We start from the raw sequence: 12,623 nt of genomic DNA on the forward strand, positions 1-12,623 counted from the left end.
CGAGGCGCTCGAGCACTGGGCGATACCCGCTCGCGTTCACTCCCGTAGATACCCCACGAGTCGATCGACCGCGTCGTCTAGCGGAGCGCTCCGAGTCCGGCCGAACCAGTCGAGAATATCGTCGTGAGACAGTGAGACGACCTCCTAGGGAACGAGAGAGCTGTCTTTCGGCAATCCGCCGTCGAGAAAATCTCCGTCAGTGAGCGGAATCGTTTCGTCGTACCACGTTCGCGTCGTGAGCGTGATTGCGACGTACTGGTCACCGTCGAACGGATGAGCCGTCGTGTTGACGATCGCGAACGGCCGACGCGGCTTCTCTTCGTTGAACGGATCGCCGGCCTCGACGACGTCTCCGCGTTCGTATTTCATCCCTCGTCCTCCCTCCGCTCGCTCGGATGACATGCATCGGCGCCGGCCTCCCGCCACGCGTCCATATCCTCCGCACCGAGTTGGTTGTCGAGTGCCTCGAGACTTCGACGCAGATCGACGGCGGAACGAATGCGCTGTGGATCGCCGGCAGCCCAGTACGGCGGCTTGTGTCGAACCAGATTCCGCTCCTTCAATCGGCTGAGGACCGCGCTGACGGCGTTCGGATCGATCCCCGTCGAATCGGCGATCTCCTGACGCCTGAACGCCTTCTCGTCGTTCGAAACGAGAAAGGAGACGATTCGCTCCGCCTGAGTCCGCTCCGCTTCGAACTCCGTCTCTCGTTCGAAGGTATCGATATCGATCGGCATATGTCTGTTTTCGTATTTGGAGAGTATGTTTGTTTTCCTCGTTTGTGTCTTTGTTGCGGTCCCGCGCGGCCCGTGATGGAGGCAAGACCGCTCTCCATCGGTTTCGATCAACCTTTTGCCGGCGCCTCCGCATCCCCGAGTATGGAACTCGACCCAGTGACGGGCCTACCCGAGGTCCGTCCCGGCGACGACATCGCCGAACTCGTCGCGGAGCGGGCGGACCTCGAGGCCGGCGACGTGCTCACCGTCGCCAGCACGATCGTCTCGAAGGCCGAGGGCCGGACGGCGGACCTCGAGGAGTACCCCGTCAGCGGCCGGGCACAGGAGATCGCCGACCGGATCGCCGAGATCGCCGGCGAGGAGAAGGACCCGCGGTTCGCGCAGGCGGTGCTCGACGAGAGCGCGGAACTGCTGATCGACGCGCCGTTCCTGCTGGCCGAGACGCGCTTCGGCCACATCTGCCCGAACGCGGGGATCGACCGCTCGAACGTGCCCGACCACGATATTCTCTTGCTCCCCCGCAAGCCCAGCGAGAGCGCCGAGCGGATCCGCGCGGGACTCGAGGAACGCGGAGTCGAAGACGTCGCGGTGGTCGTCACGGACACCTGCGGGCGGCCGTTCCGCCACGGCCAGACCGGCGTCGCCATCGGCTGGGCGGGGATGCCCGCGAGCCGGGACTGGCGCGGCGAGGCGGACCGCGACGGACACGAACTCGGCGTCACCGTCCAGTCGGTGGTCGACGAACTCGCCGCCGCGGCGAACCTCGTGACCGGCGAGGGCGCCGGCGGCGTCCCCGCGGTGGCCGTCCGCGACTGGGCGTTCGGCGACCACGAGGGAAGCGACGAACTCTTCCGCGCCGTGGAGGACGACCTCGTCCGCGAGGCGCTTCGGGAGTGGAAGTTCGACGGGTGAACTGAAGGCCGGCGCGGTGGTACGCCGCGGCGATGGACGCGACCGATCCGGCGTACGGGTGCCGCCGCTGCGGCCAGCGGTTGTCGCGGCGGGGCGGTGAGCTATCCTGTCCCGACTGCGGGGAAACGATCCCGATCGCGGACGGGATTCCGCGCTTCCCGGTCCCCGACGGCGTGGGCGAGTCGTCGCACGAGACGTTCTTCGATCGACTGGCGCCGATCTACGAGACGCCGATCTGGTTCCGGCCGCTGTATCGCTTCCTCGGCGGGGCGGCCGCGCCGCGGGACGACCGCTCGATGATCGCGTCGATGCTCGACCTCGAGACCGGAGCCGAGACCACGATCACGGACGACCCCGACGCGCCGACCGTGCTCGACGTCGCCTGCGGCACGGGCCGAGTCGCCCGGCACGTCGCGGCCGACGCCGGGTTCGTCCTCGGGGTCGACATCTCCGCGGGAATGCTCGAGCGAGCGCGGCGGTACGCCGCTCGAGACGGAAGTAGCAATATCGCGTTCGCGCGGATGAGCGCCGATCGGCTGTGGCTCGAGGCGGACGCCTTCGACCGGGTGGCCTGCTGCTGGGCGCTGCACGTCCTCCCGGACGTCGCCGCGGCGCTGGCGGAGGCCCACCGCGTCCTGCGACCCGGGGGTCGGTTCGTCGGGACGACGATCGTCGCCGAGTACGTCCTCGACGCGGCGCCGGTTCGGGCGGTCGCGCGACGGGCGGTCGGCGCGGAGCCGTTCGACGTCGATGATCTCCGAAATCACCTCCGGAAAGCGGGGTTCTCGTCGCTCGAGTTCGACCGCCGCGGCGCGGCGCTGTTCTTCCGGGCGCGCGCCGAGTGACCTTCTGCTCCCGTCCCCGACGACCGCGACGTCGGCCACCATCGCCGGTGACGGTGGGCTTTTCACCGCGCTGGCCGACCCTGCGGACATGAATCGAGACGCGAGACCGGGGCGACCAGCGAGGCGCTCCGAGAGAGGCGCGAGCGCCTCCGGCCAGCACGAGACGCGGGGGATCGGCGAATGAGCGGGACGGACTCGAGCGCGAACGGCTCGAGCGACGACGCGACCTGGGCCATCGAACTCACGCCCGAACACCCGCCCGATCGCGTCGCCGGACTGGCAGCGCTCGCGGAGGAGGAGGGGTTCGACGTCGCGTTCGCGAGCAGCCACTACTTCAACCGCGACCCGTTCGTCGTGCTCTCGCGGATGGCCGACGCGACCAATGAGATTCGGCTGGGACCAGGGGTCGTCAACCCCTACGAGACACACCCCGTCAAACTCGCCGCACAAGTGGCGACGATCGACGAGATCAGCGACGGCCGGGCCGTCTTCGGCGTTGGCGCCGGCGACCGTTCCTCGCTGTCCAATCTCGGCGTCGACCGCGACCGACCGCTTCGGCGGGTCCTCGAGACGTTCGAACTCGCGCGGGACCTCTGGGCCGGCGAGACGGTCACCCACGAGGGGGCGTTCACCGCGCGGGACGCCTCGCTGAACCTCGAGCCAGCTGGCGAGATCCCGGTCTACGTCGGCGCGCAAGGCCCGCACATGCTCCGAATGAGCGCCAAGCGCGCCGACGGCGTCCTGATCAACGCCGCGCACCCGCGGGACCTCGAGTGGGCCGTCAGCCAGATCGAGCAGGGGTTAGCGGAACGGCCCGACGAGGCTGGGGAGTTCGAGTCGCTGGCCTTCGCGAGCGTGAGCGTCGCCGGAGACGAGACGGCGGCGCGAGAAGCCGCACGGCCGCCGGTCGCGTTCATCGTCGGCGGCGCGGCCGACCCCGTCCTCGAGCGCCACGGTATCGACCGCGAGGCCGCTGGCGACGTGAGCGCGGCCCTCGAGCGCGGGGACCTGAACGAGGCATTCGGCCACGTTACCCCCGAGATGATCGACGCGTTCTGCATCGCCGGGACGACCGAGACGGTCGCCGAGCGCTTCGAAGCGGCGCTCGAGCACGTCGACGGCATCGTCGTCGGTTCGCCGCTGGGGCCGGACCTCGAGGATGCGATCGAACGCGCGAGCGAGGCGCTGGCCGAGGCGACGGGCGACGCCGCGTGAGCGGGGAGCGGGGAGCGGGCCGAACTCAACTCGAGCTCGGGGAGAAGAGGCTGACGACGGCGCCGAGCGTGAGGGCCCCGAAGACGGCCACCGAGAAGACGATCAGGACCGCGCCGACCAGGACGAGCAGCGGCGCGAGGCCCTCGCCCATCGCGACGTCGGAGAAGAGGGTGACCATCTCGGTGAGGTTGTCCACGACGACGTTCAGCGGTGTAACGGTATCCATGCGTGGGGGTTGTCACCGATGATACTTGGCCGTGCCGGTCCCGCGTCGCGATCCGGTCACCCTGACGGCGCGCCCAACACGAGCGGTCGATGCGACTAAGCCGCCGGCGGTTCTACGCTCTCGCGTGACCGACGACTCGACGCTTTCGGATTTCCTGCCGTCGGCCGAGACGGACGAGGCAGCAGAACGGCGCTCGCCCGGGAGCGGAGCGTCCATCGATTCGGACGGCGCCGATTCGGGCGACGGCGATGTGGCTGTCGATACCGACGCCACGAACGCTACCGACGCCAATGTTGATGCCGACGCCGATGTCGATGCCAACGCCGATGCCGCCGACGGTGATTCGACGGCGCCAACCGACGGAACCTCGCCGACGGCACCCGCAACCGGCGACACGGGGCTCTCGACGTACGCCTGGGGCTCGTACACCTGCGCTCGCTGCGACGGCGAGACCGACCGCGTCTGGCGTGCCGACGACGCGTTCGTCTGTCCAGACTGCAAACCCTGGTAATCGGCTCCGACAGCGCCTGCGGGACCGGTATTCGAGGCCTGCAAGCGAGTGCCCTCCCGAAGCTTTATGTCTTCTTCGCGGTTCTATAGAACTGCAATGGCGAAAGGTACGGTCGCATTCTTCAACGACACTGGCGGTTACGGATTCATCGAAACTGAGGACGCGGACGACGACGTGTTCTTCCACATGGAGGACATCGGCGGGCCTGACCTCGAGGAGGGGCAGGAACTCGAGTTCGACATCGAGGAGGCCGAGAAGGGGCCGCGCGCGACGAACGTCGAGCGCCTGTAAGCGGATCCGTGGAGAGGTATCGTTCTCTGACCGTTAGCCGGGTAGCGACGGCGTTCGCCGTCGCCCGCGACGCAGTCGAGTCGACGGGTCGTCGACGCCGACCCGCGCGCGGCGTCGGACGTCTCCTCGCCCGGTGGGTGTCAGCTGCCTGGTTTGACACAACAAATATATTCCGGAGCCGCGGATAACGGACTGATACGTGAATCGACCGGTCCCCGCTTCCCGACGTATTCGAGCATGACTGACGCCAATCCGCCCCCGCCGACCGGTAGCACAACGACGAGTGAGTCCCTCGAGGTATCGACCGTCGCCGAGCTCTGTGCCGATATCGAAGCCAACGTCGCCGAGGTGATCGTCGGCCACGAGGACGCCATCGAACACGTCGTCACCGCCGTCCTCGGGCGCGGCCACGTCCTGCTCGACGACGTCCCCGGCGTCGGCAAGACGATGCTCGCCCGCTCGATCGCCACCTCCGTCGACTGTTCGTTCCGGCGGATCCAGTTCACCCCCGATCTCCTCCCGACCGACGTCACGGGCGTCAACGTCTTCAACCAGAAGAGCCGCGAGTTCGAGTTCCAGCCCGGCCCCGTCTTCGGGAACATCGTGCTCGGGGACGAGATCAACCGCGCACCGCCCAAAACGCAGTCGGCGCTGCTCGAGGCCATGGCGGAACGCCAGGTCACCGTCGACGGCGACACCCGCGAGCTGCCCGACCCGTTCACGGTCATCGCGACCCAGAACGCGACCGAGCCCAATCGCACCTACGACCTGCCGCTGGCCGAACTCGACCGGTTCATGAAGAAACTCCGGCTGGGCTACCCCGAGCCCGACGAGGAGGTCGAACTCCTCGGCCGGACGGTCGGCGACCACCCGATCGAGTCGCTCGAGTCGGTCACCGACCGCGAGACGCTCGTCGCCGCCCGCGAGACCGTCGCAAATATTCGCGTCGAGCGACCGGTCCGAGAGTACGCGACTCGACTCGCAGGGTACACCCGCGAACACGCCACCATCGGCGTCAGCCCCCGCGGAACGATCGCGCTCCTGCAGGCCGCGCAGGCGCGGGCCGCCGCCGACGGACGCGACTACGTGATTCCGGACGACCTCCGGACGGAGGCCCCCGTCGTCCTCCCCCACCGGATCAAGACGAACGACCGCGAGCGCGACGGGCAGACGGTCGTCGAGAACGCCCTCGAGCACGTCCCCGTCGAGTGACCATGCGCCTGACGCTTCGCGGCTGGACGGCCGTCGCCGTCGTCGCGGCCGCGATGGCGCTGGCCTGGCAGTACGGTCCCCGGGCGCTGAACGCCATCGTGGCGCCGCTGGTCGTCGTGCTGGCCGCCGGTCTGGTGACGACCGTCCGGATCGACCGTCCAACGGTCAGGCGGACCCCCGTCGCCGCGGGCTTCGTCGGCGAGCGGCGCCGGGTCGAGGTCGAAATCGAGACCGGATCGGCCGTCGCCGCGACCGTCCGGGACGCCGTCGCCGACGGCTGTACGGTTCTCGAACCCGATACGGGCGGAACGAGCGGCGCCGAAACGGGCGGGAGAGTCGCCACCGAAACGGCCGGAACCGTCGAAATCGACGGCGACGGACGCCCGGTCCTGATAACGACGCTCGAGGGCGACGACCGATTCGTCTACGACGTCCGACTCGAGGGCCGCGGCGAACACCGGCTCGGCCCCCTGACGATCACCGTCAGCGACGTCCTCGGCCTCGTCGAGCGTCGGTTCGCGTACGACGAGACGAGGACCGTCATCGGCTATCCGATCGTCCGCGACCTCCGAGCCGGCCCCGACGACGAACTCGAGGCCTTCCTCGAGGCCATCGAGGGTCGCGACCGCGAGGCGTTCGACCACCTGCGGGAGTACCAGCGCGGCGACTCCCTGCGGGACGTCCACTGGAAGTCCGCCGCCAAACGGCCGGACGCCGACCTCGTCGTCACGGAGTACACCGCCGACGAGGAGACCGGCTCCGTCACCGTCGCCGCCGAGAGTGCCACCGCCCGGGACGACGAACTGGCGACGGCCGCCGCGAGCGTCGCGACCTACCTGCTCGAGGCCGGCGTGGACGTCGGCGTCTCGCTTCCGGAACGGGAGTTCGGGGCCGGGGCGGGGCGGGAACACCACCGCGACGTGCTGGCGGCGCTGGCGACCTACGACGGCGGCGACCTCGACGATCGGCGGCGGGAACGGGCGGACGTGCTGGTCCGGGCCGATTCCGAGGGGACGCGGGTGATCGTCGACGGACGGGCGGTCCCGTTCGACCGACTCGCCGCCGGTCGCAACGACGGACGACAGTCGGGAGACGCCGGATCGACGGATCAACGCCGACCGGACGGCGGGAAGCCGGGGGTGATGGCGTGAGCAACTCGAAGACGCACGCTGGCGATCGGACGGTTGCGGTCGGGTCGACCGACGCGATCGGGCCCGACACGTTTCGGCTGCTCGCGTGCTGTTGCGTGCTGGTCCTGACGGCGTCGTACGTGAGCGTGTTGCGCGAGGTGACCCGGGTCGTCGGCGGCACCGATTCGCTGTTCGCGCTCGTGGGCGTCACGCTCGTCGCGGCGACGCTGCTCGCGTGGACGATCCGGCCCCGGACCGCGGCGGTCCTCGCGGTCGTCGCGGCGACGGTCGGCTTCGCCTACTACCTCGAGAGCAGCGGGGTGGGCGTCGGCGTCGCGCTCTCGGCGAGCGGTTCGCTCGTCACGGACACGCTGGCGCTGGTGAGCGGCCTACCGCTGTTGCGCATGGTCGAGGCGGGCGTTTGGGCGCTCGCGTTCGCCCCCGCACCCGTCTTCCTCTCGTGGTATCTAGCCCTGCGGGGACGGTACGGACTCGCCGTCGTCCCCGGCAGTGCCGCGCTCGTCTTCCTCGTGTTGACCGGCGACGCCGAAACCGCGATCACCCTGCTGGGCACGCTGGCAGCCATCGGCGCCGTCGGCTTCGGCGAACTCGAGCGACGGGGCGGGTCGGTCGCGCAGGCGGACCTGCTGGCGGTCCTGTTCGCGCTGATCATCGTCCTCTCGCTGTCGATCACGTTCGTCCCCGGCGGCACCGGACGGGCGCAGTTCGACAGCGCCGAACCCGGCACGCTCGAGGGAACTATCGACTACACCGCCGAGCGGTCGGGAATCGGCGGATCGGTCGAACTCTCACCCGAAGTACGGTTTACGGTTCAGTCCGAACGGCCGTCGTACTGGCGGACGGGCGTCTACGACCGGTTCACCGGCGACGAGTGGGTCCGAACGGGCGACCACAGGCGGTCACTGGACGCCCTCTCGGAGCCCCCCGGCGAGTACGACCGGGTCGAGCAGATCGTCACCGCCGAAACCGACCTCGGCGTGATGCCCGCGGCCCCCCACCCCATCGCCGTCGACGGCGAGCTCGCCCAGCACACGGAGGTCTCCCGGTACGGGGGGATTCAGCCCGCGACGCCAGTCCTCGAGGGCGACAGCTACGCCGTCGAGAGCGCGGTCATCGACCCCGACGCCCAGAGACTGCGCGTCGCGGGGACGAACTACCCCGACGGACTCGCCAGCGACTTCGACTACTTCCAGACGCCCGAAGGGCTCTCGAGCGAGTTCGAGCGGCGCACCGACGAGATCACCGCCGACGCCGACAACCCGTACGACGAGGCGGTCGCCATCGAATCACACCTCCGGACGTCGAAGGAGTACTCGCTCGAGGTCGACCGCCCCGACGGGAACGTCGCCGAGGCATTCCTGCTCGAGATGGAGGAGGGCTACTGCGTCTACTTCGCGACGACGATGGTCCAGATGCTCCGCGCGGAGGATATCCCCGCCCGCTACGTCACCGGCTACACGACCGGCCAGCAGATCGGCGAGGACGAGTACCTCGTCCGCGGGACCGACGCCCACGCCTGGGTCGAGGTCTACTTCCCCGACCACGGCTGGGTCAGCTTCGATCCGACGCCCGCCTCCTCGCGTGCGGACGTCCACACCGACCGCGTCGAGCAGGCGCGCTCGGCGGGCAACGAGGACGTCGACACCGACTCGAGCGCGGACGAGCCGCTCTCCGAACCGAACGACGAGGGACCCAGCGATCCGGATGAGCCGGTCGATCCCGGTGAGAACGGAGATCCCGCCGAGAACGGAACCGACCCCGGTTCCGACGACCCGAACGGGACCAACGGGTCGGACCGAAACGGCAGCGACCCGCCGGGGACCGGCTCCGAGTTGCCGGGTTCCGAGAGCGATTCGGACGACGACGAGGGCTACTGGTCCGCGTTCGTCGAGTTCCTGTCGAACTCGCAGGACGCGCTCGCCATCGCCCTCGTCGTCCTCGTCGGAGTCGTCGCGAGCGTCCACCGGACGGCGGCGACGAGGCGACTGCGTCGCCGACTCGGCCGCTACTGGCAACGGCCGACCGACGATCCCGACCGCGACGTCGAGCGCGCGACGCGTCGCCTCGAGCGCCTGCTGGCCGACGAGTACCGGCCGCGCCGCCGCTCGGAGTCGATCCGAAGCTACCTCGAGTCGCTGGCCGACGAGCCGGAGCGGTCGCTCGATCCGCGGGCGATGGCGGTGCTCGAGCGCTACGAACGGGCGGTCTACGGCGGCGGCGTGGATCGAGCCGAGGCCGACGAGGCCATCGAGATCGTCGACGATCTCGCCCGAGAGCGACTTCCGGTGGTCGGTCGGCGGCGGAACTCAGACGGACTGCTGTAGGTCAGTTCCGGAGCAACCGCGACTCGTCCTGCGGTTGCTCCGGTAACTCGTTCCAGCAACCCGTCAGACCCGTCGGTCACTCAAAAAGAACCACACGACGGCATGTAGGTCCCGATAGTGTTTAATATGGCCGATTCGTACCATGGAACGTAATGTCGGAAGTCTGCTCGACGTGCGGGCTGCCCGAGGAACTCTGCGTCTGCGAGGACGTGGCCAAGGGACAACAGCAACTCAACATCCGCATTGACGAGCGCAGATACGGTAAAGAGGTAACGATCGTCGAAGGATTCGATCCGAAGGACGTCGACCTGGACAGTCTGTCGTCGGATCTCAAGTCCAAGTTCGCCTGCGGTGGGACCGTCGAGGACGGTCAGATCGAACTTCAGGGCAATCACACCGGCCGCATCGAGGACTTCCTTCGGGACCGCGGCTTCAACGTCGCCTGACTCAGCCCGCCGATGCGCTGAGACGACTTCCGAACCCCACGGCCGTCGGCGCGTATCGCCTCGCGAGCGACTCCGTTCTTCACCACTCTCGAGCCACCGGTTCGACGAACGGGACCGACCAGCCGCGCCTCGGTACAAAAAGTCCCTGTTCTTCGAGCGAACGGAGCTATCCGTGAGCGGGGACACGTCTCACTCGGCGGCGTGTCGGATCCTCGTTCCGATGGCATCCGGCCGATCGAGACGTTCGCGACCGTCGCCGTCTCGCCCGCGATCGGACCGTCGCGGTACCACTCACCGACCGCGTTTCGATCCCGATCGCACCCACACGATCACCAGCTACCGGGGGCCTCGCCCCACTTTCGCCGCGACCGCTCGCCACCGGCGCACCCCACTACTCGAGTGAGCGCGGCGTCGACCCGGTCGACGCGTCAGAAGGGGGATTCGGCGTTCGCCGATTCGTCCGCGTCGTCCTCGCTACCGACGAGGCCGAACTTCATTCCGTACTTGTCGAGGCCGCCTTCCATGCTCTCGACCGTCGCGTCGGCGGTGCCCTCGTAGGACCCGATGAGCTGGGCCGCCTGCACGCTGGCCTTGCCGTGGGGGCAGACCGTCACGATGTGCTCCTCGCCCTCGAGTTCGTCGACGCGACTGGTCAGTTCGTGAAACGGGATGTTCTCGCTGTCGGGAATGCGGCTGTACTCGAAGCTCTGCTCGTCGCGGATGTCGACGACGCGGACGTCCGCGCCGTCCTCGAGGAGGTCCTTGACCTCGTCGGGGGAGATTTCGCCGTCCATCACACCCGGATTGGGACGCGGACAGAATAAGACCACGGGTCATTCCCGCTGGCAGCGTCGCGGATCGTACGGACCGCCGACGTCGGCGACCGAGGTCGGCGGCGCCTCAGAGCAGTCCGTCCTCCTTCGCCAGCAACAGCGCCGTCAGCGTCGAGTCGTTCGCCGGCTGCTCGCGGGCCCGCTCGAGGGCCTCCTCGACGGGCACCGTCGTCACCTCGAGGAACTCGTTGCTATCGAGTTCGCGCTCGCCGACCTCGAGTCCCTCGGCGAAGACGACGCCCCGGTCGTGGCGGAGGACGCCGGTCGCGACCGCGTACTCCTGGAGTAGCGCGGTGCTCGAGGGGCGAAACCCGGTCTCCTCCTCGAGTTCGCGCGTCGCCGCCCGCGTGTAGGACTCGCCGTCCTCGACGATCCCGGCGGGGAGCTCGAGGTGGGTCTCGCGGATCGTCGGCCGGAACTGTTCGACGAACAGGAGGTGGTTGCCGTCGTCCCCGGAGGTCGTCTCGCCGCTATCATCGCCGATGGCGGTGACGAGACCGCCGTCGATCCGGGCGACGATCACGACCGCCGGCGGCAGGTCGGCCCAGTAGTACCGCTTCTCGCTGCCGTCGGGCTGCTCGAGCAGGTCGAAGCCGCCGTCGTACCAGGGCGTCTCGTACTCGGTCACTTCCTCGCGGAGCGCCCACTCCGCAGGGACGCCGGACGCGTCGAGTTCGTCGGACTCGTCGGATGCCGTCATCGAGGGATGCTGTCGGCCTCGAGCCGGTAATAGCTGCCGTTCGGCGGTTCGCTCGAGCAGCTTACTGGGGCTCTGTCTCGACCGGATCGGTGACGTCGAGCCACGTGAGCTCAGTACCGATTCGTTTCAACCCGCTATCATGGGTCCACAGACGGGATACGTCGTGTCGGTCCATCGCTGCGAGGACCGTCGCATCGCGACCACCGATTCCACTGTGCGGGTACTCCCGAAGGATGTCCGTCGCCGTCTCGACGTCTCGCTGCGTTAGTTCCGCTACGAGCACGTCTTCGAGACCGTGAAACTGGGCTATCAGTTTATTCGGCTGCGAGTGTTGCGTGTGGAGATAGTGAACGACTTCCATCTGGAGAACGGTGGTCGTGAACAACGGTTCGTCTTCGAGAATGGGAGTTAGTACGGGGGTTACGACCTCGTTTTCGGCGAGTGTTTGATCGAAATAGTATATCCAAACGTTCGCGTCGAAACAGTGCATCGTTACGATTCCTTCGGGAGATCAGACGTCCAATCGGCTTTGAGATCCTCCGGAGAGACATCCGGTGCGTCGTCTGCTTTCGACTCGGCAGTGATACATCCCTGCATCGATTCGATGAATTTTGACCGAGACACGCGCGGCCGAACGACAACTGTTCCCTCGTCTACTTCGATACGAACTTGTTCACCGGACTCTAGATTCAGTTGCTCGCGAATTCGTAGAGGTATCGTTATTCGGCCTTTTTCGTCGATTCGTCGATCCTCACCGTCTACGCTCATATATCCCACTACAGTGGGAACGGGGAAAATCTTTCCGCCTATACCAGTTCCCGATACAGCTGGCCGAACGCCTGCCGTCGGAGGGTCGCGACCGCCGCGTCCTCCTCGTTCTGGAAGGTCGCGGCGACGGCCGCGTCCTCGGGACCGGCGTGCCAGACGACGCGCTCGACGTTCTCGCTCCCGACGACCGTGACCTCGCCGTCGTACTCCGCTCGCCAGTCCTCGAACTCCTCGCGGGTCCCGACGCGGACCTCGAGCAGGCTCGCGAACAGGGCGTCGCGGGCGGTCTCGACGACCGCCCCGGTGACGCGGTCGTCGTACTCCTCGCGGTCGAATTCCATGGCTTTGGCGACCTCCCGGACGACGGTCTGGGCCGCGGGGCCGACCTCCTCGTAGCGCTCGCTGGCCGCAGCGGCCGACGTCGGCGCGAACGTCCCGACAGTGTGCATACC

General features: G+C 68.1%; 17 protein-coding genes. 9 read left to right on the forward strand and 8 right to left on the reverse strand.

Translation table 11 applies throughout. The features are described from left to right. Positions 1-144: 144 nt before the first annotated feature. Both J0X25_RS24400 and J0X25_RS24405 read right to left on the reverse strand, forming a co-directional pair. Entirely contained in the window at positions 145-369 is a 225-nt protein-coding gene (locus J0X25_RS24400) for a hypothetical protein (RefSeq protein ID WP_225896732.1), read from the reverse strand. Next, on the reverse strand, positions 366-737 hold the full coding sequence (locus J0X25_RS24405; RefSeq protein ID WP_207290154.1) for a helix-turn-helix domain-containing protein: 372 nt from the start codon (positions 735-737) through the stop codon (positions 366-368). The genes J0X25_RS24400 and J0X25_RS24405 overlap by 4 nt, the downstream gene beginning before the upstream one ends. Positions 738-878: 141 nt before the next feature. On the opposite strand from J0X25_RS24405, the gene J0X25_RS24410 reads away from it, so the two are divergent. The 3 genes from J0X25_RS24410 (at position 879) to J0X25_RS24420 (ending at position 3,709) form a co-directional block, all read left to right on the forward strand. Next, the gene (locus J0X25_RS24410; RefSeq protein ID WP_207290155.1) at positions 879-1,649 is read left to right on the forward strand and encodes a coenzyme F420-0:L-glutamate ligase; all 771 of its coding nucleotides are present in this window, start codon (positions 879-881) and stop codon (positions 1,647-1,649) included. A gap of 32 nt (positions 1,650-1,681) precedes the next feature. Beyond that, a complete protein-coding gene (locus J0X25_RS24415) occupies positions 1,682-2,494 on the forward strand; it encodes a methyltransferase domain-containing protein (protein ID WP_207290156.1) in 813 nt (270 codons plus the stop codon). Between the two features lie 180 nt (positions 2,495-2,674). After that, positions 2,675-3,709, forward strand: coding sequence for a 5,10-methylenetetrahydromethanopterin reductase (locus tag J0X25_RS24420; protein ID WP_207290157.1), 1,035 nt, complete (start codon positions 2,675-2,677; stop codon positions 3,707-3,709). Between the two features lie 25 nt (positions 3,710-3,734). On the opposite strand, the gene J0X25_RS24425 is transcribed toward J0X25_RS24420, so the two are convergent. Then, positions 3,735-3,935 carry a DUF8024 family protein gene (locus tag J0X25_RS24425; protein ID WP_207290158.1) on the reverse strand — a complete coding sequence of 67 codons (201 nt, stop codon included), beginning with the start codon at positions 3,933-3,935 and terminating at the stop codon, positions 3,735-3,737. A gap of 124 nt (positions 3,936-4,059) precedes the next feature. On the opposite strand from J0X25_RS24425, the gene J0X25_RS24430 reads away from it, so the two are divergent. From J0X25_RS24430 to yciH, 6 genes are all read left to right on the forward strand, one after another. Beyond that, positions 4,060-4,446, forward strand: a complete 387-nt coding sequence (locus J0X25_RS24430) for a DUF7573 domain-containing protein (protein ID WP_207290955.1) — start codon at positions 4,060-4,062, stop codon at positions 4,444-4,446. Between the two features lie 96 nt (positions 4,447-4,542). After that, on the forward strand, positions 4,543-4,737 hold the full coding sequence (locus tag J0X25_RS24435) for a cold-shock protein (protein ID WP_207290159.1): 195 nt from the start codon (positions 4,543-4,545) through the stop codon (positions 4,735-4,737). Between the two features lie 237 nt (positions 4,738-4,974). After that, on the forward strand, positions 4,975-5,949 hold the full coding sequence (locus J0X25_RS24440; protein WP_207290160.1) for an AAA family ATPase: 975 nt from the start codon (positions 4,975-4,977) through the stop codon (positions 5,947-5,949). A 2-nt stretch (positions 5,950-5,951) separates the two neighbouring features. Then, positions 5,952-7,100, forward strand: a complete 1,149-nt coding sequence (locus J0X25_RS24445; protein WP_207290161.1) for a DUF58 domain-containing protein — start codon at positions 5,952-5,954, stop codon at positions 7,098-7,100. Continuing rightward, on the forward strand, positions 7,097-9,424 hold the full coding sequence (locus J0X25_RS24450) for a transglutaminase TgpA family protein (RefSeq protein ID WP_207290162.1): 2,328 nt from the start codon (positions 7,097-7,099) through the stop codon (positions 9,422-9,424). Before J0X25_RS24445 ends, J0X25_RS24450 begins: the two co-directional genes overlap by 4 nt. Positions 9,425-9,576: 152 nt before the next feature. Further along, entirely contained in the window at positions 9,577-9,870 is a 294-nt protein-coding gene (yciH, locus tag J0X25_RS24455; RefSeq protein ID WP_005553381.1) for a stress response translation initiation inhibitor YciH, read from the forward strand. Between the two features lie 428 nt (positions 9,871-10,298). Here yciH and J0X25_RS24460 read toward each other — a convergent pair whose 3' ends face one another. From J0X25_RS24460 to J0X25_RS24480, 5 genes are all read right to left on the reverse strand, one after another. Beyond that, positions 10,299-10,664: a rhodanese-like domain-containing protein gene (locus J0X25_RS24460; protein WP_207290163.1), complete on the reverse strand. Its 366-nt coding sequence runs from the start codon at positions 10,662-10,664 to the stop codon at positions 10,299-10,301. 106 nt (positions 10,665-10,770) lie between these two features. Next, positions 10,771-11,403 (reverse strand): NUDIX hydrolase, encoded by a 633-nt coding sequence (locus J0X25_RS24465; protein ID WP_207290164.1) that lies wholly within the window; start codon positions 11,401-11,403, stop codon positions 10,771-10,773. Positions 11,404-11,464: 61 nt separating this feature from the next. Further along, positions 11,465-11,893: a type II toxin-antitoxin system VapC family toxin gene (locus tag J0X25_RS24470; protein WP_207290165.1), complete on the reverse strand. Its 429-nt coding sequence runs from the start codon at positions 11,891-11,893 to the stop codon at positions 11,465-11,467. 2 nt (positions 11,894-11,895) lie between these two features. Continuing rightward, the gene (locus J0X25_RS39975) at positions 11,896-12,171 is read right to left on the reverse strand and encodes an AbrB/MazE/SpoVT family DNA-binding domain-containing protein (RefSeq protein WP_207290166.1); all 276 of its coding nucleotides are present in this window, start codon (positions 12,169-12,171) and stop codon (positions 11,896-11,898) included. Between the two features lie 38 nt (positions 12,172-12,209). After that, entirely contained in the window at positions 12,210-12,620 is a 411-nt protein-coding gene (locus J0X25_RS24480; RefSeq protein ID WP_207290167.1) for a DUF5809 family protein, read from the reverse strand. Positions 12,621-12,623 lie beyond the last annotated feature (3 nt).

Source organism: Haloterrigena alkaliphila, assembly GCF_017352155.2.
Lineage (GTDB): Archaea > Halobacteriota > Halobacteria > Halobacteriales > Natrialbaceae > Haloterrigena > Haloterrigena alkaliphila.